This is a genomic window from Ruegeria sp. CDSB114, assembly GCF_059611025.1.
This window is the reverse complement of record NZ_JBXWOT010000001.1, coordinates 370,785-396,273: the sequence shown is the minus strand read 5'-3', so window position 1 is coordinate 396,273 and position 25,489 is coordinate 370,785. Positions and strand designations below refer to the sequence as shown.

Here is a 25,489-nt window from a genome sequence, read left to right as displayed (position 1 = left end):
TTGTTCACTATATGTTCTTATTGCCACAGGCAGACGATTCGAACCAGCCTCTTTGTCTTGCTTCGGCAGAATTCCCCGCCTATACGCGCGACTATGCTTGATACCGCCACGAACCAACCCACCTTGCCGCCCGAGATCGCCCGGCGCCGGACATTTGCCATCATCTCGCACCCGGATGCGGGCAAGACGACCCTGACGGAAAAGTTCCTGCTGTATGGCGGCGCCATCCAGATGGCCGGTCAGGTACGCGCCAAGGGTGAGGCACGGCGGACACGTTCGGATTTCATGCAGATGGAGAAGGATCGCGGGATCTCGGTCTCAGCCTCGGCCATGTCCTTCGACTATGGAAACTTCCGGTTCAATCTGGTGGACACGCCCGGCCACAGCGATTTCTCGGAAGATACCTATCGCACTCTGACCGCTGTGGACGCGGCCGTGATGGTGATCGACGGCGCGAAAGGTGTGGAAAGCCAGACCCAGAAACTGTTTGAGGTCTGCCGCCTGCGCGACCTGCCGATCCTGACCTTCTGTAACAAGATGGACCGCGAAAGCCGCGATACGTTCGAGATCATCGACGAAATTCAGGAAATGCTGGCCATCGACGTCACGCCCGCTGCCTGGCCGATTGGAGTAGGCCGCGACTTTATCGGCTGTTACGACATGCTGCGCGACCGGCTGGAGCTGATGGACCGCGCTGACCGTAACAAAGTGGCCGAAAGCATCCAGATCAACGGGTTGGACGACCCCAAGCTGGCTGAACATGTGCCCGAGCACCTGCTTGAGAAGCTGCTGGAAGAGGTTGAGATGGCACGCGAATTGCTGCCCGCGCTTGACCCCCAAGCGGTATTGGAAGGCCACATGACCCCGATCTGGTTCGGCTCGGCGATCAACTCGTTCGGCGTCAAGGAACTGATGGAAGGCATCGGCGCCTATGGTCCACAGCCACAGGTACAGTCCGCGGAACCCCGCCAGATCGCACCGGAAGAAAAGAAAGTGTCCGGATTTGTCTTCAAGGTTCAGGCAAACATGGACCCCAAGCACCGCGACCGGGTGGCATTTGTGCGCATGGCCTCGGGCCATTTCAAACGCGGCATGAAGCTGACCCATGTTCGATCGAAAAAGCCGATGGCAATCTCGAACCCTGTGCTGTTTCTTGCATCCGACCGGGAACTGGCCGAAGAGGCCTGGGCCGGAGACATCATCGGCATCCCAAACCACGGCCAGCTGCGCATCGGCGATACGCTGACCGAGGGCGAAGCGATCCGGGTAACCGGCATCCCTTCCTTTGCGCCGGAACTGCTGCAGACCGTGCGACCAGGCGATCCAATGAAAGCCAAGCATCTGGAAAAAGCCCTGATGCAATTCGCCGAGGAAGGCGCGGCCAAGGTGTTCAAACCGTCGATCGGATCGGGCTTTATCGTCGGCGTCGTTGGCGCGCTGCAATTCGAGGTTCTGGCCAGCCGGATTGAGATGGAATACGGCCTGCCGGTACGGTTCGAGGCGTCTCAGTTCACCTCCGCCCGCTGGGTCAGTGGTGAAAAGGTTGAGGTCGAGAAATTCGTCAATGCCAACAAGCAGCACATCGCTCATGATCATGACGGCGACATCGTCTATTTGACTCGCCTGCAGTGGGACATCGACCGGGTCGTGCGGGACTATCCCGACCTGAACCTGACCGCCACCAAAGAGATGATGGCGTGACAGGGTCACGAGCTTCATATGCCGGATAATGTCCCAAGCTGGGGCATTGTATCAACGATCCGGGGCTCGGCCCCGGACATACTTCGGTTTGCGGCCTATCACCTCGATCTCGGAGCCGACAGGATGTATCTGTATCTGGACGAGCCCTGCCCGGCTGCGTTCAACGCCTTGAACCGCCACCCACGGATCGAAATACGCAACTGCGACGAGGGGTACTGGGCGAACCGAAAGCGCGAGAGGCCCGACAAACATCAGGTCCGGCAAACCGCAAATGCCAGCTTTACTTACAGAAAGGCTGAGGTCGACTGGCTTGCCCATATTGATCTGGACGAGTTCCTCTGGCCGCAATCCGACCTTGGCGTGATATTAGCGGAGATTCCGCAACATATCCCAGCGGTGCGCGTTCGTCCGATCGAGCCCGTAGGCGGAACCGAAGACCTGTACAAAGCCTATATCCCCGCTGGTCAGGGCCGTGATGGGATCGTTCAGGCATTATTTCCGAATTTTGGCGGATTTGTTCTTGCTGGATTCCTCAGCCATGTTCAGGGTAAACTCTTTGTTCGCAAAGGCTTACCTAAGATCAATTTCCGGATTCACAATCTGTTTCAGGATGGCGAAATCCTCCCGACCAAGGTCGAGCTGCCCCAGGTCGATCTATGCCACCGTCATGCACCTGACTGGAATCATTGGCTAGCCCATTATCGGTTCCGGTTCGAAAAGGGCTCGTATCAGCCAGGCATGTCACCCAATGTTCCGCGCGAACAAGGCGGGATGAACATGAATGAATTACTGAACTGGATCGAAAAAGAAGATGGGGCTCACGGCCTGCGTGCTTTCTATAATGAAATCAGTGGCGCCGACCAAGAAGTTCGCACCCGCCTCGAAAAGTTTGGGCTGATTAAGCACCGTCCGCTGGATTTGGATGGAAAAGTCGCGAAACATTTCCCCGGAAGTACCTGAATTGTTGCGATAAATCCGCGTGGTCAGCCGGTGTCGCAGTGTAAAAGTGACTTCATTTGACCCTGCCCCGTGATTTTGTTATGTCCCGCCAAGCCGAAATGCACAAAACATCGCATGGCCATCCGGGCCCGGCACATTCTTTACGCGCGGGCCAGGTTTTAGTGTCCGCAACAACCGGACATACATGACAAAGTTTAACGAACTGAACCTGAACCCGAAGGTCCTCAAAGCCATTGAGGAAGCCGGATACGAAACGCCAACACCGATCCAGGAAGGCGCAATCCCACCCGCGCTTGAGGGCAAGGACGTTCTGGGTATCGCCCAGACCGGTACAGGCAAAACCGCCAGCTTCACGCTACCGATGATCACGTTGCTGGCCCGTGGCCGCGCACGTGCGCGCATGCCGCGGTCGCTGGTGCTGTGCCCGACACGGGAACTGGCCGCGCAGGTGGCCGAGAATTTCGACACCTATGCCAAAAATGTAAAGCTGACCAAAGCGCTGTTGATCGGCGGCGTCAGCTTTAAGGAACAAGATGCGCTGATCGACCGTGGCGTCGACGTTCTGATCGCCACACCAGGTCGCCTGCTGGATCATTTCGAACGCGGCAAACTGCTGTTGACCGGCGTCCAGATCATGGTGGTGGATGAGGCCGACCGAATGCTGGATATGGGCTTTATCCCCGATATCGAACGCATTTTTTCGCTGACGCCGTTCACACGCCAAACGCTGTTCTTCTCAGCCACCATGGCGCCCGAGATTGAGCGGATCACCGATACATTCCTGTCGGCCCCAACCCGGATCGAAGTTGCCCGTCAGGCGACGGCCTCGGAAACCATCGAGCAAAGTGTGGTCATGTTCAAAGGTGGTCGCCGTGACCGCGAGGCCAGCGCCAAGCGCCAGGTCCTGCGTTCGCTGATCGACTCCGAGGGCGAAAAATGCACCAACGCGATCATCTTCTGCAATCGTAAGACCGATGTAGACATCTGTGCGAAATCGCTGAAGAAATACGGCTATGATGCTGCCGCGATCCATGGCGATCTCGATCAGTCACAACGGACGAAAACACTGGACGGTTTCCGTGACGGAACACTACGTCTGCTTGTCGCCTCGGACGTTGCCGCGCGCGGATTGGATGTGCCCTCTGTCAGTCATGTGATCAATTTCGACGTCCCCGGCCACCCCGAGGATTATGTGCACCGGATCGGTCGTACAGGTCGCGCCGGACGCGAAGGCAAAGCGATCACTATCTGTTCGGGTCGCGATGAAAAAGCACTGGCCGCGATCGAGAAGCTGATTCAAAAAGAAATTCCTCGCTTGGACAATCCGGTAAAGGAAGAGCCGAAACCCGAGAGGCCAAAGCCCGAGAAAAAGGCCCGGCCAACAGAAGCCCGACCAACAGAGGCCCCCAAACGCGACGATAAAAGAGAAGATCGCAAGAAGGATAAAGAAGTCAGAGGCCGTGGGCGGCGCGCTGACAACGGTCCTTCGGTTGTGGGAATGGGCGATCACCTGCCCAGCTTTATCGCGCTCAGCTTCGACGAACGCCGCACGGGTTAAATAGACAAAACCAGCGCCAGAATTGATGCGCCCAATAACGTCATCCCGGCGATCTCGCGCCGGGTGATGGTTTCGCGGAAAAACAAGATCGACGCGAACAGGCTGAGGATCAGCTCGACCTGCCCCAGAGCCTTGACGTAGGCGGCGTTTTGCAAGGTGAATGCCAAGAACCAGCAGAACGATCCGCACAGGCTGGTCAGTCCGACAAATACGCCTGTTCGGCGTGTCTGCCACACGGCGCGCAGCTCGGCCCTGTCTCGCCACAACAGCCACAGGCCCATGCTGACGAACTGGAGCGAGACAACGACTGCCAGCGTCACAAGTGCCCGAAACCACGCATCAATCTCGCCCAGTTCAAGCGAGGCACCCCGATAACTGACCGAGGAAAACGCAAACAGCACACCTGATCCCAGGCCAAGCCGCGAGGCCCGGTTCGTCAGATGTCGCCACCACGCCCCGTCTCCTCCGGGACTTTTCGACAGCAGCAACACAGCCGTCAGCCCCAGAAAGATCGCACCAAGCGCCCAGAACGAGACCTGATCGCCCAGGACCAGAAAACCAACGATGGCGGTCTGGATTACTTCGGTTTTCTTAAAAGTTATGCCGACAGCAAAATTGCGCTGTTTGAACAAGGCGACGACACAGATCGTGGCAAGGATCTGAGCCGTTCCTCCAATGGTGGCAAACACCCAGAACCGGGCGGTCAGCGGCGGCAAGGAATACCCCGTCAACTGCAGCGCCGCGATCAGAGCGATTAGAACCAGCGGGATTGAATAGGCAAACCGGGCAAATGTCGCCCCGGCGGCCGTCAGCTTTACACTGCTCAGCGATTTTTGCAGCATGAACCGCACCGTCTGAAACGTTGCAGCTGCGATAGTGACAGGTATCCAGAGGCTCATGCCGCCTTTTGTGGCCGCAAATCAACCCTTTGGCCAGAGCGGATGCGCCACCGGGTCTTTTACCTTCCAGAAATAGGCCCGGAAAACATCGGCATAGGAAGGGTATACATAGGCCTTGTTCGTGGCCAGATAGCCCTCTTTACCCTGCTGGTAGATCTTCGGAAGTTGATACCAGGGGGTACGCGGGTTCAGATGATGAACTACATGTAAATTGTTGTTCAAAAACAGAAAAGACAGTATCCCGCGATCTTCGATGATAACGGTTCTTGCCCCCACATCTTCATGCGCACGGTGTTCCAGAAAAGTGCGTATTTTGACAAGGCCAAGCCCCAAATACGCGGACAGGACATAGGCCCAGACCGGCATGGGCGACAAGGTCACGATCCAGATAACCGCAACCACGCCTGCCATATGCAAAGCCCATGCGCGCAATATGTCCCATTCGCCACGCGCGGCCCCTCGCAACTCGTCCCTGACAAAGGCAACCTGTCCGATTGCAGGGCCCAAAACGATCCGCCCCAACAGAGTATTGTTCACCGATAACAACCGCCTGTGCCAGTGACCTAGCCCCGACCAAACTTTTGGGTCCAGATAGTTTGATTCAGGATCATCATAGGGATCGGTCAGCGTTGCATCCCGATGATGCGCCAAATGCAGGTCCCGAAACCGCTGATATGGGATGAATAAGGTCAAGGGCAGCGCCATCAGCGCCTCGTTCAGCCATCTGGCGCGAAAAGGATGCCCGTGCAGTGCTTCATGCGTCAATGATGAATGTAACGCGGCCACCGCGCCCATCACTGGAACCGCCAACCAGATGGGCAGGAAGAAGATCACGGCCAACCAGGCAGCATAACAGGCGAGCATCAGCGTAAAAGTGCCCCATTCCGGACCCGGGCGCTCAGACATTGCGCCCCCACGAAATGCCCGCCCAGACCCTCTCATAAACCACATAGAGCGTCAGCCCAATCGCCGTATTTACTACGGCCAGAGTTCCGCCGATCGCGGCGGACCCCGTCGCAACCAGCCCAACCACCGACATGATGATCAGACCCATCACGTTCCACAAAACCGCCTTCACGACCGATCTGCGTCGTGTTTCCATTCCGTCACCCATAATATTGTTATGGCTTTAGAATTACGGCTTGCCGCTTAGGTTGAAAATTCCGAATATGATTAACAAAACTCATCAAACGTGATATTTATCACCACATGCAGGATAAAATCGACAAACGCGACCGTGCGGCTCAATTCCGTTTGCGCCTGGCCCGCGCAATGGAAGAACGCCAAATCAGCCGAAGCGCCCTCGCGCGCCAGATCGGTGTTGATCGCTCAACCGTATCGCAACTGTTGACCGATCACGGGGCACGGTTGCCGAATGCCCATGTTGTAGGAAGCTGCGCGACAGCATTGGGTGTTTCGGCGGACTGGTTGCTGAGCCTGTCTGACCGGCCGGAAAGCGCAGCCGAGTTGCTGGCTTTGTCGCTTAGCATGACTGAGGCCCCCCGCGCCCTGGTAGATGAGCGCATATTCGAGTGGCACCAAGAGGCAGCGGGTTACAAAATCAGATATGTCCCGGCGACATTGCCCGACATGCTCAAGACCCGCACCGTTCTGGAATGGGAATACGCACCGCATCTGGGGCGCACGGCAGATCAGGCCATAGGTGCGTCCGAAGATCGACTGACCTGGATGCACAGCGCCCAGTCCGATTACGAGATCGCAATGCCGATGTACGAAATCGACAGCTTTGCGCATGCAACCGGCTATTATCAAGGTCTTAGCCTTCGCAAGCGGCTGGATCAGATTGACCACCTTTTGGAGTTGTGTGAACAGCTCTACCCACGGCTGCGTATCTATCTGTTTGATGCCAAACGGCTATATTCGGCTCCCGTAACGATTTTCGGTCCCCTTCTTTGCGTGTTTTACGCAGGAAGCCATTACATGGCCTTTCGCGATCGCGACCGGATTGAAATTTTCAGCCGCCATTTCGACACTCTGGTTCGCGAGGCGGTCGTGACCGCGCGGGACTTTCCAGAGCACCTGCAACAGCTCAGAGCAGCGATTTCCCGCGACATGTGATGCATCCCCGTACGACCTGTGGTATCGTCGCCGGGCGCGAACTTTCGGGCATTCCGACCACAGACGGAGGACCACAGGAATGGACGCACTGAAAACAGCCCAATATGCACGGGCTTTGTACACGGCGCACGGTGACCAGGCCGAGGCAGAAGCCGCGATGAAAATGCGCGAATGCGAGGCCGCCGGGAACGCCCAGCAAGCCCGCGATTGGCAAGCCGTTCGTCAAACCATCCGCCAGATCCGCGGCCCCAACCAGGGCTAGGTTACAGTTTCGGGTCGGGATTGACCGTGTGGCCATCCACCGCGATCACCTGGCCCGACACTAATCGCGCTGCGCCAGAGGACAGAAAGACAGCCATATTGGCTATGTCCTGCGCTTCGACGAAACGACCCATGGACGTGCCCGAGGCATAGCCCTGATAGACCTCGTCCCGGCTCATGCCTTTGGTCGCCGCCTCGCGTGCCAGAACGCCTTCCATCCTTGGGCCCTCCACCGCGCCGGGACAAATCGCATTGGCGCGGACGCCGTGAGGGCCAAGCTCCATCGCCAGTGTTTTCATCAATCCGATCACCGCCCATTTGGCCGCGGCATAGGGCGCACGAAAGGGATAGCCATATTGCCCCGCAGTGGATGAGGTCAGGATGATGCTGCCCGCCCGGGCGGATTTCATCAGCGGCGCGGCGTATTTGGCCGCCAGAAACGCCCCCTCCAGATTGACCGCTACGCAGCTGCGCCAATCCTTCAGGTCGATATCCTCGATTGCGCTGGTCGGCCCGGCAATTCCCGCATTGGCGCAGAGCGAATCCAGACCACCCGCATCAGAAATCGCGGCGAACACGGCATGCATATCACCCTCATCCGACACGTCAGCATGGTGGGCTGTCCAATGATCCGGCACGCCATCTAGCGCCGCCCGATCAATATCTGTGATCCAGACATCATACCCGGCCGCTTCAAACGCCTCTGCCATAGCCCGACCAACACCCGAAGCGCCAGCCGTCACCAACACCCGGCAGGTCATGAGGGTTTCCGGATCGCAACCCCGGCCCCTTCGGGATAAGGCAATCCGGCCTGCGCATCGGCGATGCGGGCCATAGCGGCCTCAATGCTGGGCGATGGCGGGCTGGGGCGACGTGTTTCCAGGCTGACATGCAGCAAAAAGCTCTCCCCGGTCGCCAGCAGCGTCTCACCGCTATACATGCTGTGGAACACGTGCAGTTTCTTGCCCTGCCCCAACAGCATCTGGGTGCGCACCTCAATCTTTGCGCCCGCATGGACCTCATTCATGTAACGAATGTGGTTTTCCGCGGTGAAATAGCTGCCCCCGGACGAGATATATTCCATATCGCAGCCGATGATCTCCATGAACCGGTCGGTGGCGGCGGCGAAGGCCTCAAGGTATTTGGCTTCGTTCATATGACCGTTGTAATCGGTCCAATCCAAAGGCACCGCACGGGACAGCGTCAGGATCGGTTGGCTCAGATCCGCTTGCTCCAATGATGGCAGCGCACCCGGTTTCAGTAGCGCGTCATGCTGGTTCAGCACCGCCCCCGCGCCCCAGTTCTGCGCCTTGAGTGCGCGCATCATCCCCACGAGGTTGTTGTCGCGGATACGCTCCAGCTCGCGGATCGAATGCATGCCTGATTGCGCATCCGACTGATCCGCAATCAGATCCACAAGCTCGTCAGTGAATTCGGGCACATCCATCAGCTTGGTCCAGGGCCATTTCAGTGCCGGGCCGAACTGCGCCATAAAATGCCGCATCCCAGCCTCGCCGCCGGCGACACGATAGGTTTCGAACAGACCCATCTGCCCCCAACGGATGCCAAACCCCATACGGATCGCCTCGTCGATTTCCTCGGTCGTGGCGACGCCGTCCTTGACAAGCCACAGCGCCTCGCGCCAGACGGCCTCAAGGAACCGATCGGCGATATGCGCGTCGATCTCTTTCTTCACATGCAGCGGGAAGAATCCGACCGATTTCAGAAGGTCTTGCGCCCGTTCGATCATCTCGGGCGGGTTCGCGCCAGTTGGCACCAATTCGATCAGCGGCAGCAGGTATACCGGGTTGAACGGATGCGTCACCACGATCTGTTCGGGGCGCAGCGCGCCCTCCTGTAACTCTGACGGCTTGAACCCGCTGGTCGAGGACCCGATGATCGCTCCCGGATCACAAGCCTCTTGCAAGCCCTTGTAAACTTTCAGCTTCAGGTCCAGGCGTTCCGGTACGCTCTCCTGAATCCAAGCAGCACCCTGCACTGCATCGGCCATATCATCATGGAATGACAACGCACCTTCAGGAGGCAACGGGACGTCGCTCAGCCCCGGCAGCGAGCGGCGCGCATTGTCCAGAACTTCTCCGATTTTACGCTCGGCTTCCGGGTCCGGGTCGAATACCCGAACGTTCCAACCGTTCAGCAGGAATCGCGCGGCCCATCCACCACCGATTACCCCACCGCCAATGATTGCTGCTGTTTTTGTCATCACTTCACTACTTTCAACTCTTGAGGGTCAAACCCATTTTCGCTCAGTACGTCACGCGCAATCGTCAGTTGATTTTGTGTGATCGTTAAATCTCTGCTCAGTACAACTGCAAACGACCTATCTGTGCGGGCCAATACAACCATCTGCTCCCCGTCACCCACGTAGATGATGTGAAACTTTGTGGGGCTTGCGGCAGTGATGTCATATTCAAGTGCAGACTCGGATCGCCGGGTAGGCACGCTCCGGTGGTTTTCAAAGCAATCACTTGCTCCTGCGATGTACCCAAAACATTCGGTCCGGTCCGGGTCACGCAATTGATTGCTAGGGTATGGCTGTCCCTCAAGCCTCACAAAAAGCCGTTGCGTGTTCTTGCTTTTGCGTCTGAACGCAGCCACTTCGAAATACGGCTCATCAAAGATCGACCAATTCACCGCTTCGACAGGTTGAATAGCAAATTGACGCGCTCGAAAGCCTTCATTTCCGACCAAGCCACACGCTGGAACCAATCCAACGAGCAAACATCCGACTACCCATGAAATAACTCGGCGGAACATGGCCCGCCTAGCTTTTCGGCGCCCGCTTCACCAACCCAAGCTTCTCGCGGACCTCCTGCGGCCCGATCACCCGCGCGCCCATATTCTCGATGATGCTGCCCGCGCGTTCTACCAGTTGCCAATTCTCGGCCAGCACGCCTTTGTCCAGCCACAGGTTGTCCTCCAGCCCGACGCGCACGTTGCCGCCCGCCAGAACCGCAGCGGCCACATAGGCCATCTCATTCCGGCCCAATGAGAACGCGCTGAAGGTCCAGTCATCCGGCACGTTGTTCACCATCGCCATGAAGGTGTTCAGATCATCCGGCGCACCCCATGGAACGCCCATACACAGCTGAACCAGAGCGTTCGGTTCCAGAACGCCCTCTTTCACCAACTGCTTGGCGAACCACAGATGACCGGTATCAAAGGCCTCAATCTCGGGCTTTACACCCAGATCGGTCATCATCTGGCCCATCGCGCGCAACGCACCCGGCGTGTTGGTCATCACATAATCGGCCTCGGCAAAATTCATGGTGCCGCAGTCGAGGGTGCAGATTTCCGGCAGGCATTCGGCCACATGAGCCACACGCTCGGTCGCGCCAACCAAATCAGTTCCCGCCTCGGCCAGCGGCAGCGGGTTTTCGATACCGCCAAACACCATGTCGCCGCCCATGCCAGCAGTCAGGTTCAGCACGGCGTCGACCTCGGCATCGCGAATGCGATCTGTGACCTCACGATACAGTGCCAGATCACGCGAAGGCGCTCCGGTCTCAGGGTCGCGCACATGGCAATGCACCACCGCCGCCCCTGCCTTGGCTGCAGCTATCGCGCTGTCGGCGATCTGCTTTGGCGAACGCGGCACATGCGGGCTGCGATCCTGCGTCCCACCCGATCCTGTGACGGCGCAGGTAATGAAGACTTCGCGGTTCATTTCCAAAGGCATGGCGTTCTCCCCAGCTTATACCCGGTTAACCCTGAGTTTTCCCCAGGCTTCTCCACGGATTCCGATTTGCTTTCGCCCCCGAGTTTGGCGCAGCTTTGGTCAAACACTTGTCAGAATGCGAATCGAACTTGATGAAATCCGCAAAAAACATATTGCAGCCCGAACATCGTGCCCTGAAAACGGCTGTGCTGGTGCTGGACGAATGCAACACGCTCAGCTTTGCGTCGGCCGTTGATCCAATGCGCGCCGCCAATCGGTTGGCGGATCGTCCGGCCTTTGACTGGGATTATGTGACAGCCACTGCTGAACCGGCCATGCTGACCAGTGCGCTTTCGGTTCCGGGTGTACCTTTAGCCCGGCTGCAATCCTGCGATCTGATGATTGTCGTTGCCGGGTTCCAACTGGCCCGCCATGCCACACCCAGCCTGCTGGCCGGCCTACGCCGCATCGCCAAGACCGGCGCCACAATGGCAGGAATTGATGGCGGTCCCTGGCTGCTGGCCGAGGCAGGCCTGCTGAACGGCCACGCCGCCACCACCCATTGGGAAGATTTGGAGAACTTCTCTGCCCGCTTCCCCGAAGTGGACGTGCGCCCTGACCGGTTTACCGTTTCTGAAGGCCGCCTGACCTCGGGCGGGGCAATCCCAGCGGTCGAGATGATGCTGCATATCATCGCCGCCCGCCATGGCGCCGGATTTGCCGCCCGCGTCTCGGGTCTGTTCCTCTATGACGGTGCGCCTGATCCCACAAAACCACAAAGCCGCACCGGGGCGCCGCATCGCCACACAGCTTTGACCGCCAAAGCCAATACGCTGATGCAATCCGCACTGGACGACCCTATGCCATTGGCAGATATCGCCGAAACCCTGGGCACCAGTTCACGCACCCTGCAACAGCAGTTCCGACTGCGCCTGAACACCACGCCACAGGACCATTACCTGCAGCTACGACTGGCCGAGGCGCGCAGATTGGTGACGGACACCGATATGTCACTGATGGATGTGGCTCTGGCGACGGGTTTCGCCTCGCAATCCAGCTTTGCCCGCGCCTTTCGCACAGCGCACGGCCTTTCGGCCCGGGACCTGAGGCAAGACAGGACACAACCCACACATCACTAATCGGATCCGCTTCATCTGGCTGAAAATACCTCGGTGGAGGCTCCGCATGCGGAGACGAGGGCAGCGCCCCTAAAACGGCATAGGATGCGCGCGATGCGCTTCGGTGATTTCAGTCAGAATTTCCCCAGAAAGGCGAAGTTCCTTACCGTCGAGAATATGCCCAAGCTGCGCCACCGTTGTCGCGCCGAAAATGGCCGACATCATGAAGGGCCGCGTCCGGCACCAGGCCAGCGCCATATGGACCGGGTCCAGATCGTGGCGGTCAGCGATCTCTAGATAGGCCGCAACCGCCTCAAATGCCCGTCTGCGATGACGTCCTCCCACCTCAGGCACCAATGACATCCGCGAACCCTCGGGCACCATGCCGTTTTGGTATTTCCCGGTCAAAAATCCGGCGGCAAGCGGTGAAAAGGCCATCAGCCCCACATCCTCATGCGCGCTCAGCTCGGCCATATCGGTGTCGAAATGCCGGCACATCAAAGAATACTCATTCTGAACCGATGCCACGCGGGGCGTGCCGGTGGCTTCGGCGATCCGCAACCACTGAGCGGTGCCCCAGGCGCTTTCGTTCGAAAGGCCAAACGCGCGGATGTTGCCCTTGTCGACCTGCACCTGCAGAGCCTCAAGGCAGGCGTGCATATTGTCCAGAACCTCATCGGTATTGTGGCCCGAAGGCGCATAGGTCCAGTTCTGCCGGAACATATAGCTGCCACGGTTGGGCCAGTGAAACTGGTAGAGGTCGATGCAATCCGTTTGCAGTCGGCGCAAGGAACCTTCGACCGCCTCGGGGATTGTCTGCGGTGAAATCGGTGCGCCATCGCGCGCATGTGCGAACCCTGCCCCAGAATGCTTGGTTGCCAGAACATAGTCACCACGCCGTGACGGGTTGCCGGTGTTCCAGTTGCCCAGAATTTCTTCGGTCCGGCCCACCGTCTCTTTCGAGATGGGATTCACCGGATACATCTCGGCGGCATCGACGAAATTAATGCCCCCATCAAGTACCATGTCCATCTGAGTATGCGCGTCGGCCTCGGATGTCTGCGTACCAAATGTCATCGTACCCAGACACAGGTCGCTCACCATGATTCCAGTACGGCCCAGGGGCTTCATTTCCATCGCTCATTCTCCTGAAATCTGCGGAGGCCCTATGCCTCGGCCTTTTTTTCCCACCGGCCCGATTCCTCGGACCAATATTGCGCCGAACAGCCCGCCCCGGTCAGGTTCTTCCACTGCGCGCGGGCATGTTGGAGAGCGTGATCATCATTCCCATCGAACAGGATGCACACGCGTTCCAGCGCGTTCACTTCCTCGGGTTCAACCGTCGCGCCATCGACAGCCATCACGCAAGCCGGATCATTTGCGGCCTCGGCCCCTGTCGTCAGCAATATGGGCTGGTCCCTGTCATGCGGCCCCCCGGTGCGGCCATGTGGCAGGAACCCTTCCTCGGGGCCCTGCCACAGCTTTTCGTCCAACCACTCCATCCGTGCGGGATCAGTTCCCCGCACGGCTATCTTCCACCCGGCCTGCCGCGCCTTGTCCAGCAACACGGGCAAGGTGTTTTCCAGCGGTTGGCGGGTCAGGTGATAGAAATAAACGGCGCCCATTGGATTATTCGAAATTGTCCTGCACGAACCGGCTCAGTGCGCGGACACCCCAACCGGTGGCCCCTTTGGGCGCATAGGATGTCTCGGTTGCAATCGAAGCCACGCCAGCAATGTCCAGATGGATCCAGGGGGTTTCGTCCTTCACGAACCGCTGCAGGAACTGCGCGGCAGTGATTGACCCGGCAGGTCGTCCACCGACATTCTTCATATCGGCGATGCGCGATTTCAGCTGCTCGTCATAGGCTTTGCCAAGCGGCATCCGCCATGCGCCCTCATCCTCGGCCCCGGCAGCCTTTAGGAAGGCGTTGCAGAACGTGTCATTGTTCGAAAAGACACCGGCATTCTCATGCCCAAGCCCAATGATGATCGCGCCGGTCAATGTTGCCAGGTCGATCATGCCCACGGGGGCAAACCGCTCTTGCGCGTACCACATCACATCGCACAGGACCAAACGGCCCTCGGCGTCGGTATTGATGACCTCGACCGTGTCGCCCTTCATCGACTTGACGACATCGCCGGGACGCGTGGCATTGCCCGAAGGCATATTCTCTACCAGCCCGACAAGGCCCACGACATTGGCTTTGGCCTTGCGCTTGGCCAGCGCCCGCATGGTGCCGGCGACCACACCTGCCCCGCCCATGTCCATGGTCATGTCTTCCATGCCTGCAGCAGGTTTCAAGGAAATGCCGCCGGTGTCGAACACGACGCCCTTACCCACCAGCGCCAGCGGCGCATCATCCTTGTCGCCTCCATTCCACTGCATCACCACAACCTTGGACGGGCTGACCGAGCCCTGCCCGACGCTTAACAAGGTGCGCATACCCAATTCGGCCAGTTTGTCTTCGTCGAGCACTTCGACGTCCAGGCCAAGCGCCTTCATTTCGGACAAACGATCCGCGAATTCGGTCGTTGTCAGCACATTGGCGGGTTCATTGGTCAGGTCCCGTGTCATCCGAACGCCATCGGCAATCGCATACAGCGGTGCGAATGCGGCTTCGACCTCATCATGTTTCTGATGACTGATTGTTACTGATCCGGCTTCATCCGAATCTCGGGTTTTATGGGCATCGAAATCATAGCTGCGCAAAACGATCCCCAATGCCAGCTCTTCGGTCCGGGCCTGATTTCCGGCCATGACCAACAAGGGCTGGTGATCAGACAATTTGGCCAGCTTCGCCCCGGCCTTGCGTGCCTCTGCAGCATCGGCACGGCGCGACAGCACGAGAATATCAAGCGCTTCAGCGGCCATTCCGCCTGGCCAGGCAAGAGAGACTACATCGCCGGATTTCACCTTTTCGAACCGGTCGCTTTCGACAAGTCGCGCGACTGCGCCCCGGGTCAGACGGTTGGCGCGGCGTGCGGCTGGGTTCATCTTGCCTTCATCCGAGACAATAATCACGACGCGCCCTTTGGTCTGCGCCATCACGTCCACGTCAAAAGCCTTAAACTGAATTGGAACAAGACTGCTCATTGGGAACTCCTGAAAATCTGTTTCCCAAGACCTAGCCCGCGGCGACCGCATTGACCAGATAGCAGTTTTCCCCGCCGGGCATTTGCATTACAGTCGCGGAAAAAGTTCCGGCAGGGTCGGAGAGCGGGAGGGCGAATTGGCAAATCGGGGCAGGCATAGGCCGTTGCGCGCTGGCGCATGTACCGCTGATTCTCTTAACTTCAAGGCCCCCGCTGCAGGCAACGCAGTGATGCCGAGGGCGCATCGGTGATCCTGGATCGATATTTTGCCCGCCGGTTCACCCAGAGCTTTCTGGTCATTGGCTGTATCTTTTTGACGCTGATGATTCTGATCGATCTGATTGAACAGGTACGGCGCTTTGATGAGGTCGATCTGTCATTTGGCCGGCTTTTGTATCTGACCCTATTGAATACGCCCGCCGCCATCGGTGAGATGCTGCCCCTGCTGATCATCCTGTCCACGATTGCGTTGTTCATCGGATTGGCGCGCAGCTCGGAATTGGTGGTGACGCGCTCGATCGGGCGGTCTGGAATTCGCGTCCTGCTTGCACCTGTAACTCTGGCCCTGTTGATCGGAGCCTTGGCAGTTGCGGTGCTTAACCCGTTTGCTGCCGCAACTTCCGAAGAATTCCAACGGCTTTCCGATTCCTACCGTAACCGCACCAGCTCAGCTCTTTCGATCAGCAGTGAGGGTTTGTGGTTACGGCAAGCTACAGAAGAGGGCCAATCGGTTGTCCACGCGCGCCGAACGTCCAACGGTAACACCCTGCTGTTGAAGGACGTCACCATAATAACATTCGACGCGATTGGTCAGCCGACACGCCAAATCTCTGCCAAACAGGCCGAGTTGGAAGACGGTTTTTGGGTTTTACAGGATGCCAAGATCTGGCCGCTTATGAACGGCATCAATCCCGAAGCTGGCTCGAAAGAGCATGATCGTCTGGAGATTCCGACCACCCTGACACGTCAGCGCATTCTGGACAGGCTGGCCAACCAGGATTCGATGTCTGTCTACGATTTGCCCCAGTTGATCCGAGACCTGCGCGAGGCGGGCTTTTCGACCAAGCAATACGAGGTCTGGTTTCAGGTCCAACTGGCAAGACCTCTGTTTCTGGTCGCAATGGTCTTGATTGGCGCGGCCTTTACCATGCGGCATGTCCGGTTCGGCGGCACCGGAATAGCGGTGCTGACGGCCGTGTTACTGGGCTTCGCCATCTATTTCGTCCGTAATTTCGCGCAAATATTGGGAGAAAACGGTCAGTTGCCTATCTTCGTTGCAGCCTGGGCCCCGCCATTTGCGGCCATCCTTCTTTCTCTTGGCCTGCTGTTGCATGCGGAGGATGGCTGATGCGCAAATTCGCTCTGCTATTGCTCTCGGGTGCGGTTGCATTGTCTTTGCCTTTGGATGTCCTGGCCCAGACTTTGCCGGAACAGGATCAAACGACGAACGCGTCCCAGCAAGAGCCACCAGCCCTGCTTGTCGCCGACAAGATTTTCATTACCCCAGAGCGTGTGCTGATCGCAGAAGGCAATGTCGAAGCGTTTCAGGGTGACGTCAAAATGACGGCCAACCGGATTTTGTACGACCGCGAAAGCGGTGAGCTTACACTGGAAGGACCGATCCGGATTGATCAAGGTAATCGAACGACAGTTCTGGCGGATTCCGCAGAACTCGACCGGGGTTTGCTCAACGGCCTTTTGATCGGCGCCCGAATGGTGTTCGACCAACAGGTGCAAATTGCCTCGGTGCAGGCGACACGTGCTGGCGGCAGATACACCCAGTTCAGCAAAGTCTCGGCGACGTCTTGCCATGTCTGCACGGATGGGCGGCCACCGCTCTGGCAAATCCGTGCCCGCAAGGTGACCCATGATCAGTTGGAACGACAGCTCTATTTCGAAGGTGCGCAATTCCGGGTGCTGGATGTGCCGGTCTTCTATTTCCCTTACCTGCGTCTCCCCGACCCGACGCTGGACCGGGCGACTGGTTTTCTGGTCCCATCGGTCCGCACCACCTCGCAGTTGGGCACAGGCATAAAGGTTCCCTATTTCTTCAAGCTTGGAGATCACAAGGACCTCACACTGACACCTTACCTTTCCGGTAAGACCAGAACTCTGGGCTATCGCTATCGTCAGGCCTTTAAGAACGGACGGATCAAAATCGAAGGCGCGCATACTCGCGATGACCTTCAACGGGACGAGGCGCGCGGATATTTCTTTACCAACGGCTGGTTTGATCTGCCGGACGACTATCGCCTGACCTTCAACATTCGAACCACGTCCGACGATTCCTATCTGGCTGATTACGGCCTGCCCGACTTTGACCGTTTGCGCAGCGAAATTGCCCTGGAAAGGATCAAGCGCGATACCGCTTTCCGGACCAGCCTAAACCATTATAAAACCTTGCGAGATAGCGAGGATCAGGATCAGATTCCTTCTCGCATCTTCGACCTGAACTATCGCAACCGCTTCTTCCCGGCAGCTGTCGGAGGAGAGGTGCGGATGGCTTTCATCGGCCATGCCCATGAAAGAACGAGCAATGAGGACGTTATCGGGCGCGATGTTGCCCGAGCGACCTTCGATACCGAATGGCTGCGCAGCTGGATACTGGGCTGGGGGCTGCGTGCAGATGCCCAGGTAGGCGCGTCAATCGACACGTTCAATATCCGCCACGACAGCGCCTATCCCGATCAGGTGACCCGCACGACCCCGCGCGCCGCACTGACGCTGCGCCTGCCAATGACCCGCCGCGAGGCGTCGGGCGCAACCCAGTTGCTGGAACCCATCGCGCAGATCGGGTGGACGCATGTCTCCGACAATGATGTTCCTATCGACGAAAGTACGTTTCAGGAGTTTGACCAGGGTAACCTGCTATCCCTGTCCCGATTCCCTGCCGAGGACAGGCGCGAAGATGGGGTCAGCGGCGTTGTTGGGGTGAATTGGGCGCGTTATGGCTCCAGGGGCTGGCAAGCGCGTGCCACGATCGGTCAGGTCTTTCGTGCGGATGCTGATCCCGACTTTAACCTTACATCGGGCCTTCAGGGCACATCGTCCGATGTGTTGATCGCCGGACAACTTGAAACGCCCAATGGGTGGTCTCTGGCCGGGCGAGGTTTGGTGAACGGAGATTTCAGCTTTGCCAAGGCCGAGCTGCGTGCTGCATGGCAAAAGGAAACAACGGCCCTCAGCGGAAGCTATGTCTGGCAAGAACCCGATCCCGCAGAAAATGTCGACGATGAGATTTCTGAGATCTGGTTGCGCGGGCGGTACGACATCGATCAGAACTGGCAAACCCGTGCTCAGGCGCGGTATGACCTGAGCGAATCTGAACCGATCAGATATGGGTTGGGTATCACGTACCGGAACGAGTGTGTTCAGGTTAACATGTCGGTCAGCAGGCGCTATACCTCGTCATCAAGTATTGAGCCTTCGACCGAATTCGGCTTTACCGTAGCTCTGACAGGATATTCTGTCGAAGGTGGCGGCAAACAGTACAAGAGAAGATGCAGTTGATAACAGGTTTTTCACGTTTCTTTCGTTCCAGCCATATCGGGCTGGTTGCTCCGGCACTGGTTGCAGTTTCGATTGCCATAGCACCTGTAAAGGCAGTGGCGCAGAACCTGTTCTCGCCTGCCATAAAGGTTAATCAAGACATCGTGACCTGGTATGAGCTGGAACAGCGCCTGCAATTCCTGTCGATTCTGGGTGTTCCCGGCGCAACCGAGGAAGACGTGCGCAAAGCTCTGATAGACGACCGCCTGCGCAAACAGGCGATGCGCGAGGCTGGAATCGTGGTCGCCCCCGAAGACGTTCAGGTTGGAATTGACCAATTTGCAGCCCGCGGTCAGCTTTCGAGCGACGAATTCCTGCAGCTTCTGGCGGATGCCGGTGTTGACCGTGAGACAGTTCGGGATTTCATCGAGGATCAGATTTCCTGGCGTGAATTCGTCAGCGCGCGTTTTCTGTCGCAGGCGAGACCATCGGAAGACGAGATCAATCGCGCACTTGGACAATCTGGAAGTGGCGGCCTGCAAGTCCTTCTTTCGGAAATCATTATTCCTGTGAACCAACAAAACCTGCCACAGGTTCAACTGCTGGCCGAAGAGATCGCCTTGATCGAGGGCTATGATTCCTTTTCAACCGCCGCAACACAGTACTCGGCGGCCGGAACTCGCACCAATGGGGGGCGCCTTGACTGGTTGAACTTGACCGATCTGCCCCCGGCGCTGCAGCCGGTCATCATCGGGCTCAAAAATGGTGACGTCACCCAGCCCATTCCGCTGCCCAATGCCGTTGCACTGTTTCAGATGCGCGGTTTGCGTGAGACCGCTGCGAGTACGCCCACCTATTCCGAGATCGACTATGCTGTCTATTACATGCCCGGTGGTCGTAGTGCGGAAACACTGGCCGCAGCCGAAAAGCTGAAAGAAGAAATAGACACTTGCGATGATCTGTACGGTATCGTGCAAAACAAGCCAGCAGAAGTCTTAGAGCGGAATGTCAGCAAACCGTCGGAAATCCCGCGCGATATCGCGTTGGAACTGGCCAAACTGGACCTGAACGAAGTTTCAACCACGTTGACTCGCAACAACGGCCAAACACTGGCTTTTGTGATGTTGTGCACACGTACCCGCAACCTTGGCGAAGAGACAACGCGTGCAGATGTCGCCAATGCTCTGACCCAGCAAAGGCTGCAAACACTTGCAGAAAGCCTGTTGGGGCAAATGCGTGCCGACGCAACTATTGTTGAACAATGAAGCCAATCGCGCTCAGCTGCGGCGATCCGGCCGGAATTGGGCCCGAGATCGCCGCAAAAGCCTGGGCCAGCCTTAGAACCACTTGCCCTTTCTTCTATATTGGCGATGCCGCGCATTTGCCGCCCGAGACACCTTCGGTACAGATCAGCGACGCCTCTCAGGCGGTCGAGATCTGTGGCTCTGCCCTGCCCGTACTGCAACTGGACTTTCCAGCCCCCAACCGGTCTGGGCACCCTAATCCAGCCAACGCCAGATCAGTTGTCACTGCCATTGAAACCGGCGTGGCGCTGGTTCAGTCCGGTTCTGCATCGGCGCTATGTACCGCACCGATCCACAAGAAAGCACTTATCGATGGGGCAGGTTTCTCATTCCCCGGCCATACTGAATTTCTGGGCGCCTTGGCTGGGTCCCAACGTGTTGTGATGATGCTGGCCAGCGACCAACTGCGCGTTGTACCAGCAACCATCCACATCCCGCTCTCACGCGTTCCTTGCGAGCTTACGCCCGAGCTTTTGCGGGAAACCATCGAAATCACAGCTCAGGGATTACAATCACAGTTCGGTATTGCCACCCCGCGGATAGCCGTCGCGGGCCTCAACCCGCATGCCGGTGAAGGCGGCAAGATGGGACAAGAAGAACTGGACTGGATTGCACCGCTGATCGCGGAGCTGCCCCGCAAAGAGTATACCGTAACCGGCCCGCACCCCGCGGATACATTGTTCCACGCCGCAGCGCGCGCACGCTATGACGCCGCCATCGCCATGTATCACGATCAGGCTCTGATTCCGATCAAGACGCTGGATTTCGATCGCGGTGTGAACGTTACCCTAGGCCTTCCATTTATCCGAACCTCACCCGATCACGGGACTGCACTGGACATTGCGGGGCAAGGCCTTGCAAACCCCACCAGCCTGATCGAAGCGCTGAAACTTGCCCAGCAGATGGCACAAAGCTCTTGATCCTTCAGCGGGCTGTAAATATCCCGGCCAGAGGTAAAAATTCTCTGGCGCTCTCCTATCAAACCGCGCCACGGTGATCGAATCATGAGCACTATCGACAACCTTCCCCCTCTGCGCGAGGTTATCGCCTCGCATCAACTCTCGGCTCGCAAGTCGCTGGGCCAGAACTTTTTGCTGGACCTGAACCTGACCGCCAAGATCGCGCGGCAGGCCGGAGATCTTGCGGAATGCGATGTTCTGGAAATCGGCCCCGGCCCCGGCGGGCTGACCCGTGGGCTACTTTCAGAAGGTGCGCGCAAGGTTGTTGCAGTTGAAAAAGACACCCGCTGTATTGCTGCCCTAAACGACATCGCCGCCGCCTATCCCGGTAGGCTTGAGGTCATCAACGGTGACGCGCTTGAGATTGATCCGCTTACGCATCTGACCCCTCCGATCCGTGTGGCTGCGAACCTGCCCTATAACGTCGGCACCGAATTGCTGGTCCGCTGGCTGACCCCGCCGCAATGGCCTCCGTTCTGGCAAAGCCTGACCCTGATGTTTCAGCGCGAAGTGGCGGAACGGATCGTCGCCCAACCCGGCGGCAAAGCCTATGGTCGCTTAGCCATCCTTGCCCAATGGCGGGCCCACGCGCGCATCGCCATGTCACTGCCACCTGGCGCGTTCACTCCGCCCCCCAAGGTTTCAAGCGCTGTGGTCCACCTGACCGCCCTGTCGCAACCGCGCTATCCGGCTGATCCTGCCACACTGTCCCGCGTGGTCGCCGCCGCTTTTAATCAGCGCCGCAAAATGCTGCGAGCCTCGCTAAAGGGCGTGGCCCCGGATATCGAAGACCGCCTGATCGCCGCCGGAATCAAACCCACCGAACGTGCGGAACAAGTGCCTTTAGAAGCGTTCTGCGCATTGGCCCGCGAAGTCAAAAGATCCTGAAACAAAAAACCCTGCGGGCTAACAGACCGCAGGGTTTTTCTTTTCTATACTGGCTGATTTACTCTGCCGCTTCAGGCGTATCACCGTTGCCGGAGGGCGCGTCCTCAGTCGCAGCAGGTGCGGCTTTGGGCTTGCGCGCCCGAGGCCGACGGGCCGGTTTTTCTTTTTTCTCGGCCTCTTCAGGGCTTTTGCTTTCAGGCGTTTCTACTAGCCCGGATTCCGGAGCAGCTGCGTCAGCGGCAAACCCCATCACATCAGGTTGAGGTGCCTCAGCGGGATCCGACTGGCGGACGGTTTCGCGTTCCTGACGCTCGGCACGCTCACGATCTCGTTCAGCCTGGCGTTCGCGATTCTGACGCTCTTGCTCCTCACGGCGTGCATCCATTTCACGCTGAGCTTCGCTAAGCAAACGCAGGTAATGTTCGGCGTGCTGCTGAAAGTTTTCGGCAGCTACACGGTCGTTAGACAACTGAGCATCGCGTGCAAGCTGATTATATTTATCAATAATCTGTTGCGGCGTGCCACGCACTTTGCCCTCTGGGCCCGAACTGTCGAAAACTCGGTTTACGACGTTGCCGCCAGAAGGACGATTGCGGTTATTCTTTGCCCGAGAGCGGGATTTGGAAGATCTCATCTACTTTAGTCAGCCTTGTCGTTCGCTGCCGATCAGTTCGCGTCTTGCACTGCTCAAGGGCTTAGCTATGACACGATGTCGGCTTTTTTGGGCTTGGCGTCAGGGGCCCGCTGTAACAGCGTCAACCTCTCTGACTACACCTGAGTAAACACGTCCAGAGCGTGCAGACAAGAGGTTTGTCCCAATTTTTGTACCTTTTTTATATCAATCGGCGCATTTCGGCCTCAGAATGTTCCGTCATGAAGGCATTCTGGCGAAAACGACGCGGTCGCGACCGTCCAGATCGGGAATGATCCGTACGTCTGTCAATCCTGCTGCGTCGAACAAAGATGCGACGCTCTGCCCTTGCTCGGGTCCGATTTCGACAAGTAACCGACCATGGGGCAATAGAAAATCCGGGGCGGCGGCAGCAATCCTGCGGTAGGCCCCCAAGCCGTCACCTTCGTCTGTCAATGCCATCCGCGGCTCATGGTCCCGCACTTCAGGTGCCAGGGTGTCCATTTCCGGAAGGGAAATATAGGGCGGGTTTGAAACAATCAGGTCAAATTTAGCTTCAATGTCTCCAAACCAATCGGATTGCTTAATTTCGATCCGGTTCTGAACATCGTGTTGCACGGCATTTGCACTGGCCTGTAGGCAGGCCGCCTCACTCAGATCCACACCAATACCCGATGCACTGGTGCGTTCGGACAGCAATGTGATCAGGATGCACCCCGATCCAACCCCCAGATCGAGGACATAGTCAAAGGGTTCGCTCAGCGCGGCCTCGATCAGAACCTCTGTTTCCGGGCGTGGATCCAGCACGTCCCGGCTAACTTTGAACCGACGGCCGTAAAACTCACGTTCCCCCAACAGATGAGAAACGGGCACACGAATGGCCCGAAGCGAGATCAGTTGCTCGTATCGCTCAGCAATATCCGGTAAAAGCTCTTCGGGTGTAATCAGTGTCACGCGACTTGCTTCGATCCGGGCGGCGTGGGCGAGTAGAACCCGCGCATCCCGCGCCGGATCAGCCACACCAGCCGCACGCAATCTTGCCGTAGCGGCCACCATGGCCTGAGCCGCTGTCTGGCCGCCGGTCATTGCGCCATCTCGGCCAGGAGACGCGCCTGATCATCCGCGGTCAATGCGTCGATTACCTCATCCAGATCGCCCTGCATCACCTGATCCAACTTGTACAGCGTCAGATTGATCCTGTGGTCCGTCATGCGGCCTTGCGGAAAATTATAGGTCCTGATCCGTTCCGACCGGTCGCCAGACCCGACCTGGTTCGCCCGATCTGCCGAGCGTTCGCTGTCAATCCGCTGACGCTCCTGATCATAGAGTCGAGTCTTCAGAACCTGCATCGCGATCTCGCGATTGCGGTGTTGAGATTTCTCGGAGCTGGTCACCACAAGCCCAGTGGGCAGGTGTGTGATCCGCACGGCCGAATCAGTGGTGTTCACGTGCTGCCCACCCGCACCCGAGCTGCGCATCGTGTCGATACGGATATCATTGGCGTCGATCTGAATATCGACATCCTCGGCCTCGGGCAGAACCGCCACGGTCGCCGCCGAGGTATGAATGCGCCCGCCACTTTCGGTCTCCGGCACCCGCTGCACCCGGTGAACGCCAGATTCGTATTTCAAACGGGCAAAGACGTTGTCGCCTTTGATATGGGCAACCACCTCTTTGATGCCGCCTAGATCCGACGCCTGCTCCTCGATAATCTCGAATTTCCAACCGCGCGCTTCGGAATACCGCTGATACATGCGCAGCAGGTCGCCCGCAAAAAGCGCGGCCTCATCACCGCCGGTTCCAGGACGGATTTCCAGCATGGCCGGGCGCGCATCGGCTGCATCCCTAGGCAACAAGGCCAGTTGCAGAGCGTGTTCTGCACCGGGAATTTGGGCCTGCAGGTCGGGGATTTCCTCTTCGGCCAGCTCCCTCATATCAGGATCGGCCAGCATCGCCTCGGCCTCGGCAAGGTCAGTGACCAGCTGGCGCCAAGCCATGATCTGATCGACCACGGGCTTGAGGTCCGAATATTCCTTGGCCAGTACAGCAATATCGCCGCCCAAAGCACCATCTGCCATGGCTGCTTCGAGGTATTGGAATCGCTGAGTTATCTGTTCGAGGCGTTCTTCGGGGATCATCCTGGCGGTGTCTCTTAATCCGGGGCTATGGTCAAGGGCTGTCCGTATGCTAAGCTGCCCCGCATGAGACGGTTGGTTCTGGTTCTATCGCTTTTTGCGACGCCCGCGATGGCCGATGTCGTCGGTCCCGGCGGCAAGGTACAGGACTGCTATTGCACTGACAAATCCGGGTCACGCGTTGAATTGGGCGAGATGATCTGCCTGCAGGTCGACGGTCGCATTTTCACTGCACAATGTCAGATGTCACTGAACGTTCCGATGTGGCGCGAGGTACAGGAAGGATGCCTGTCCTCAGGGTTGCATCCGCGCGAGCCAGCCATCAACGCGGTTTCGGTTTACCCCAAAATCTGAGCGTCCAAAGCGCAACCTGCCATAGATGCGCAGTGTATCGCCATTCTGCTGGGCGGTTGTGTAATCTGGAAAACCTATCACTTTGGTACGGGTGATATAGGTGACCATCCCGTCATCAACTGACCCGGCCAGAACCTTTGTACGTGGTGAGGCCATTGCGATTTCGTTCAACTGCGTCAGCCCGTCCGGCCCCGTTTCAAGTACTCGCACGACGCCACCACGGAGGTCTCTGTTCGCGTCGCCGACGGGGGCATTGTGCCAGATGGCGGGATCAGATGGCGCAAGCCGTAAATACGCCCCCACAAGGACAATCAGTCCAGCAATCAGCCACAGCGTCATTTTCATCTTTTCCACTCTGTTAGATTGCGGAACCATATGC

General features: G+C 57.9%; 26 protein-coding genes. 12 read left to right on the top strand and 14 right to left on the bottom strand.

All coding sequences use genetic code 11. The annotated features are described in order from the left end of the window. Positions 1-93 precede the first annotated feature (93 nt). From AC2FIP_RS02010 to AC2FIP_RS02000, 3 genes are all read left to right on the top strand, one after another. Positions 94-1,701, top strand: a complete 1,608-nt coding sequence (locus tag AC2FIP_RS02010) for a peptide chain release factor 3 (RefSeq protein WP_281994525.1) — start codon at positions 94-96, stop codon at positions 1,699-1,701. 18 nt (positions 1,702-1,719) lie between these two features. Then, the gene (locus AC2FIP_RS02005) at positions 1,720-2,661 is read left to right on the top strand and encodes a glycosyltransferase family 2 protein (protein WP_496785002.1); all 942 of its coding nucleotides are present in this window, start codon (positions 1,720-1,722) and stop codon (positions 2,659-2,661) included. 184 nt (positions 2,662-2,845) lie between these two features. Further along, complete coding sequence (locus AC2FIP_RS02000; RefSeq protein ID WP_496785000.1) at positions 2,846-4,219, top strand: DEAD/DEAH box helicase; 1,374 nt, start codon at positions 2,846-2,848, stop codon at positions 4,217-4,219. Here the strand turns inward: AC2FIP_RS02000 and AC2FIP_RS01995 are convergent. The 3 genes from AC2FIP_RS01995 to AC2FIP_RS01985 are packed head-to-tail and all read right to left on the bottom strand — an operon-like array spanning position 4,216 to position 6,220. Further along, the gene (locus AC2FIP_RS01995; RefSeq protein ID WP_142633442.1) at positions 4,216-5,118 is read right to left on the bottom strand and encodes an EamA family transporter; all 903 of its coding nucleotides are present in this window, start codon (positions 5,116-5,118) and stop codon (positions 4,216-4,218) included. The two genes, AC2FIP_RS02000 and AC2FIP_RS01995, sit on opposite strands and share 4 nt — an antisense overlap. A gap of 21 nt (positions 5,119-5,139) precedes the next feature. Continuing rightward, entirely contained in the window at positions 5,140-6,024 is an 885-nt protein-coding gene (locus AC2FIP_RS01990) for a fatty acid desaturase (RefSeq protein ID WP_496708523.1), read from the bottom strand. After that, positions 6,017-6,220, bottom strand: a complete 204-nt coding sequence (locus AC2FIP_RS01985) for a DUF2061 domain-containing protein (RefSeq protein ID WP_142635106.1) — start codon at positions 6,218-6,220, stop codon at positions 6,017-6,019. The genes AC2FIP_RS01990 and AC2FIP_RS01985 overlap by 8 nt, the downstream gene beginning before the upstream one ends. 107 nt (positions 6,221-6,327) lie before the next feature. Here AC2FIP_RS01985 and AC2FIP_RS01980 point away from each other — a divergent pair, with 107 nt between their 5' ends. Continuing rightward, entirely contained in the window at positions 6,328-7,197 is an 870-nt protein-coding gene (locus AC2FIP_RS01980; protein ID WP_496784999.1) for a helix-turn-helix domain-containing protein, read from the top strand. A 79-nt stretch (positions 7,198-7,276) separates the two neighbouring features. Continuing rightward, entirely contained in the window at positions 7,277-7,459 is a 183-nt protein-coding gene (locus AC2FIP_RS01975) for a hypothetical protein (RefSeq protein WP_142633436.1), read from the top strand. Position 7,460: 1 nt separating this feature from the next. Here AC2FIP_RS01975 and AC2FIP_RS01970 read toward each other — a convergent pair whose 3' ends face one another. From AC2FIP_RS01970 to bcoG, 4 genes are read right to left on the bottom strand one after another with little or no spacing between them, the layout of a single operon-like run. Next, positions 7,461-8,219, bottom strand: a complete 759-nt coding sequence (locus AC2FIP_RS01970) for an SDR family oxidoreductase (protein ID WP_496784998.1) — start codon at positions 8,217-8,219, stop codon at positions 7,461-7,463. Next, positions 8,216-9,682 (bottom strand): carnitine 3-dehydrogenase, encoded by a 1,467-nt coding sequence (locus AC2FIP_RS01965; RefSeq protein ID WP_496784997.1) that lies wholly within the window; start codon positions 9,680-9,682, stop codon positions 8,216-8,218. Before AC2FIP_RS01965 ends, AC2FIP_RS01970 begins: the two co-directional genes overlap by 4 nt. Next, complete coding sequence (locus AC2FIP_RS01960) at positions 9,682-10,236, bottom strand: lipocalin/fatty acid-binding family protein (protein ID WP_496784995.1); 555 nt, start codon at positions 10,234-10,236, stop codon at positions 9,682-9,684. Before AC2FIP_RS01960 ends, AC2FIP_RS01965 begins: the two co-directional genes overlap by 1 nt. 7 nt (positions 10,237-10,243) lie before the next feature. Next, complete coding sequence (gene bcoG, locus AC2FIP_RS01955; RefSeq protein ID WP_281994518.1) at positions 10,244-11,158, bottom strand: 3-dehydrocarnitine:acetyl-CoA trimethylamine transferase BcoG; 915 nt, start codon at positions 11,156-11,158, stop codon at positions 10,244-10,246. A 131-nt stretch (positions 11,159-11,289) separates the two neighbouring features. On the opposite strand from bcoG, the gene AC2FIP_RS01950 reads away from it, so the two are divergent. Next, complete coding sequence (locus tag AC2FIP_RS01950; RefSeq protein ID WP_496784994.1) at positions 11,290-12,276, top strand: GlxA family transcriptional regulator; 987 nt, start codon at positions 11,290-11,292, stop codon at positions 12,274-12,276. A 69-nt stretch (positions 12,277-12,345) separates the two neighbouring features. Here AC2FIP_RS01950 and AC2FIP_RS01945 read toward each other — a convergent pair whose 3' ends face one another. Genes AC2FIP_RS01945 through AC2FIP_RS01935 form a run of 3 tightly spaced genes read right to left on the bottom strand, consistent with a single transcriptional unit; the run spans position 12,346 to position 15,351 of the window. Further along, positions 12,346-13,392, bottom strand: a complete 1,047-nt coding sequence (locus AC2FIP_RS01945; RefSeq protein ID WP_496784992.1) for an aldo/keto reductase — start codon at positions 13,390-13,392, stop codon at positions 12,346-12,348. A gap of 29 nt (positions 13,393-13,421) precedes the next feature. Continuing rightward, the gene (locus AC2FIP_RS01940) at positions 13,422-13,880 is read right to left on the bottom strand and encodes a DNA polymerase III subunit chi (RefSeq protein ID WP_496784991.1); all 459 of its coding nucleotides are present in this window, start codon (positions 13,878-13,880) and stop codon (positions 13,422-13,424) included. Between the two features lie 4 nt (positions 13,881-13,884). Continuing rightward, positions 13,885-15,351, bottom strand: a complete 1,467-nt coding sequence (locus AC2FIP_RS01935) for a leucyl aminopeptidase (protein WP_271947431.1) — start codon at positions 15,349-15,351, stop codon at positions 13,885-13,887. Positions 15,352-15,597: 246 nt separating this feature from the next. Here AC2FIP_RS01935 and lptG point away from each other — a divergent pair, with 246 nt between their 5' ends. From lptG to rsmA, 5 genes are all read left to right on the top strand, one after another. Further along, on the top strand, positions 15,598-16,698 hold the full coding sequence (lptG, locus tag AC2FIP_RS01930) for an LPS export ABC transporter permease LptG (RefSeq protein ID WP_496700483.1): 1,101 nt from the start codon (positions 15,598-15,600) through the stop codon (positions 16,696-16,698). Beyond that, on the top strand, positions 16,698-18,860 hold the full coding sequence (locus AC2FIP_RS01925) for an LPS-assembly protein LptD (protein ID WP_496784990.1): 2,163 nt from the start codon (positions 16,698-16,700) through the stop codon (positions 18,858-18,860). The genes lptG and AC2FIP_RS01925 overlap by 1 nt, the downstream gene beginning before the upstream one ends. Continuing rightward, entirely contained in the window at positions 18,851-20,104 is a 1,254-nt protein-coding gene (locus tag AC2FIP_RS01920; RefSeq protein WP_496784988.1) for a peptidylprolyl isomerase, read from the top strand. Before AC2FIP_RS01925 ends, AC2FIP_RS01920 begins: the two co-directional genes overlap by 10 nt. After that, on the top strand, positions 20,101-21,063 hold the full coding sequence (gene pdxA, locus AC2FIP_RS01915; RefSeq protein ID WP_496688311.1) for a 4-hydroxythreonine-4-phosphate dehydrogenase PdxA: 963 nt from the start codon (positions 20,101-20,103) through the stop codon (positions 21,061-21,063). The genes AC2FIP_RS01920 and pdxA overlap by 4 nt, the downstream gene beginning before the upstream one ends. Positions 21,064-21,147: 84 nt before the next feature. After that, positions 21,148-21,990, top strand: a complete 843-nt coding sequence (rsmA, locus tag AC2FIP_RS01910) for a 16S rRNA (adenine(1518)-N(6)/adenine(1519)-N(6))-dimethyltransferase RsmA (protein ID WP_496784986.1) — start codon at positions 21,148-21,150, stop codon at positions 21,988-21,990. A gap of 58 nt (positions 21,991-22,048) precedes the next feature. Here rsmA and AC2FIP_RS01905 read toward each other — a convergent pair whose 3' ends face one another. The 3 genes from AC2FIP_RS01905 to prfA form a co-directional block, all read right to left on the bottom strand. Further along, on the bottom strand, positions 22,049-22,624 hold the full coding sequence (locus AC2FIP_RS01905) for a DUF4167 domain-containing protein (RefSeq protein WP_496691122.1): 576 nt from the start codon (positions 22,622-22,624) through the stop codon (positions 22,049-22,051). Positions 22,625-22,861: 237 nt separating this feature from the next. Further along, the gene (prmC, locus tag AC2FIP_RS01900) at positions 22,862-23,707 is read right to left on the bottom strand and encodes a peptide chain release factor N(5)-glutamine methyltransferase (protein ID WP_496675942.1); all 846 of its coding nucleotides are present in this window, start codon (positions 23,705-23,707) and stop codon (positions 22,862-22,864) included. After that, on the bottom strand, positions 23,704-24,759 hold the full coding sequence (prfA, locus tag AC2FIP_RS01895; protein ID WP_281971980.1) for a peptide chain release factor 1: 1,056 nt from the start codon (positions 24,757-24,759) through the stop codon (positions 23,704-23,706). Before prfA ends, prmC begins: the two co-directional genes overlap by 4 nt. Positions 24,760-24,822: 63 nt before the next feature. Here prfA and AC2FIP_RS01890 point away from each other — a divergent pair, with 63 nt between their 5' ends. Further along, on the top strand, positions 24,823-25,110 hold the full coding sequence (locus tag AC2FIP_RS01890; protein WP_271947446.1) for a hypothetical protein: 288 nt from the start codon (positions 24,823-24,825) through the stop codon (positions 25,108-25,110). Here the strand turns inward: AC2FIP_RS01890 and AC2FIP_RS01885 are convergent. Then, positions 25,051-25,455 (bottom strand): DUF1499 domain-containing protein, encoded by a 405-nt coding sequence (locus AC2FIP_RS01885; RefSeq protein WP_496784985.1) that lies wholly within the window; start codon positions 25,453-25,455, stop codon positions 25,051-25,053. The two genes, AC2FIP_RS01890 and AC2FIP_RS01885, sit on opposite strands and share 60 nt — an antisense overlap. Positions 25,456-25,489: the final 34 nt, after the last annotated feature.

What these genes read in the sequence shown, in the direction of transcription:
- AC2FIP_RS02010 (WP_281994525.1), top strand. Translation starts at nt 94, where the DNA reads ATGCTTGATACCGCCACGAACCAACCCACCTTGCCGCCCGAGATCGCC.
- AC2FIP_RS02005 (WP_496785002.1), top strand. Translation starts at nt 1,720, where the DNA reads ATGCCGGATAATGTCCCAAGCTGGGGCATTGTATCAACGATCCGGGGC.
- AC2FIP_RS02000 (WP_496785000.1), top strand. Translation starts at nt 2,846, where the DNA reads ATGACAAAGTTTAACGAACTGAACCTGAACCCGAAGGTCCTCAAAGCC.
- AC2FIP_RS01995 (WP_142633442.1), bottom strand. Translation starts at nt 5,118, where the DNA reads ATGAGCCTCTGGATACCTGTCACTATCGCAGCTGCAACGTTTCAGACG.
- AC2FIP_RS01990 (WP_496708523.1), bottom strand. Translation starts at nt 6,024, where the DNA reads ATGTCTGAGCGCCCGGGTCCGGAATGGGGCACTTTTACGCTGATGCTC.
- AC2FIP_RS01985 (WP_142635106.1), bottom strand. Translation starts at nt 6,220, where the DNA reads ATGGAAACACGACGCAGATCGGTCGTGAAGGCGGTTTTGTGGAACGTG.
- AC2FIP_RS01980 (WP_496784999.1), top strand. Translation starts at nt 6,328, where the DNA reads ATGCAGGATAAAATCGACAAACGCGACCGTGCGGCTCAATTCCGTTTG.
- AC2FIP_RS01975 (WP_142633436.1), top strand. Translation starts at nt 7,277, where the DNA reads ATGGACGCACTGAAAACAGCCCAATATGCACGGGCTTTGTACACGGCG.
- AC2FIP_RS01970 (WP_496784998.1), bottom strand. Translation starts at nt 8,219, where the DNA reads ATGACCTGCCGGGTGTTGGTGACGGCTGGCGCTTCGGGTGTTGGTCGG.
- AC2FIP_RS01965 (WP_496784997.1), bottom strand. Translation starts at nt 9,682, where the DNA reads ATGACAAAAACAGCAGCAATCATTGGCGGTGGGGTAATCGGTGGTGGA.
- AC2FIP_RS01960 (WP_496784995.1), bottom strand. Translation starts at nt 10,236, where the DNA reads ATGTTCCGCCGAGTTATTTCATGGGTAGTCGGATGTTTGCTCGTTGGA.
- bcoG (WP_281994518.1), bottom strand. Translation starts at nt 11,158, where the DNA reads ATGCCTTTGGAAATGAACCGCGAAGTCTTCATTACCTGCGCCGTCACA.
- AC2FIP_RS01950 (WP_496784994.1), top strand. Translation starts at nt 11,290, where the DNA reads ATGAAATCCGCAAAAAACATATTGCAGCCCGAACATCGTGCCCTGAAA.
- AC2FIP_RS01945 (WP_496784992.1), bottom strand. Translation starts at nt 13,392, where the DNA reads ATGGAAATGAAGCCCCTGGGCCGTACTGGAATCATGGTGAGCGACCTG.
- AC2FIP_RS01940 (WP_496784991.1), bottom strand. Translation starts at nt 13,880, where the DNA reads ATGGGCGCCGTTTATTTCTATCACCTGACCCGCCAACCGCTGGAAAAC.
- AC2FIP_RS01935 (WP_271947431.1), bottom strand. Translation starts at nt 15,351, where the DNA reads ATGAGCAGTCTTGTTCCAATTCAGTTTAAGGCTTTTGACGTGGACGTG.
- AC2FIP_RS01925 (WP_496784990.1), top strand. Translation starts at nt 16,698, where the DNA reads ATGCGCAAATTCGCTCTGCTATTGCTCTCGGGTGCGGTTGCATTGTCT.
- AC2FIP_RS01920 (WP_496784988.1), top strand. Translation starts at nt 18,851, where the DNA reads ATGCAGTTGATAACAGGTTTTTCACGTTTCTTTCGTTCCAGCCATATC.
- pdxA (WP_496688311.1), top strand. Translation starts at nt 20,101, where the DNA reads ATGAAGCCAATCGCGCTCAGCTGCGGCGATCCGGCCGGAATTGGGCCC.
- rsmA (WP_496784986.1), top strand. Translation starts at nt 21,148, where the DNA reads ATGAGCACTATCGACAACCTTCCCCCTCTGCGCGAGGTTATCGCCTCG.
- AC2FIP_RS01905 (WP_496691122.1), bottom strand. Translation starts at nt 22,624, where the DNA reads ATGAGATCTTCCAAATCCCGCTCTCGGGCAAAGAATAACCGCAATCGT.
- prmC (WP_496675942.1), bottom strand. Translation starts at nt 23,707, where the DNA reads ATGACCGGCGGCCAGACAGCGGCTCAGGCCATGGTGGCCGCTACGGCA.
- prfA (WP_281971980.1), bottom strand. Translation starts at nt 24,759, where the DNA reads ATGATCCCCGAAGAACGCCTCGAACAGATAACTCAGCGATTCCAATAC.
- AC2FIP_RS01890 (WP_271947446.1), top strand. Translation starts at nt 24,823, where the DNA reads ATGAGACGGTTGGTTCTGGTTCTATCGCTTTTTGCGACGCCCGCGATG.
- AC2FIP_RS01885 (WP_496784985.1), bottom strand. Translation starts at nt 25,455, where the DNA reads ATGAAAATGACGCTGTGGCTGATTGCTGGACTGATTGTCCTTGTGGGG.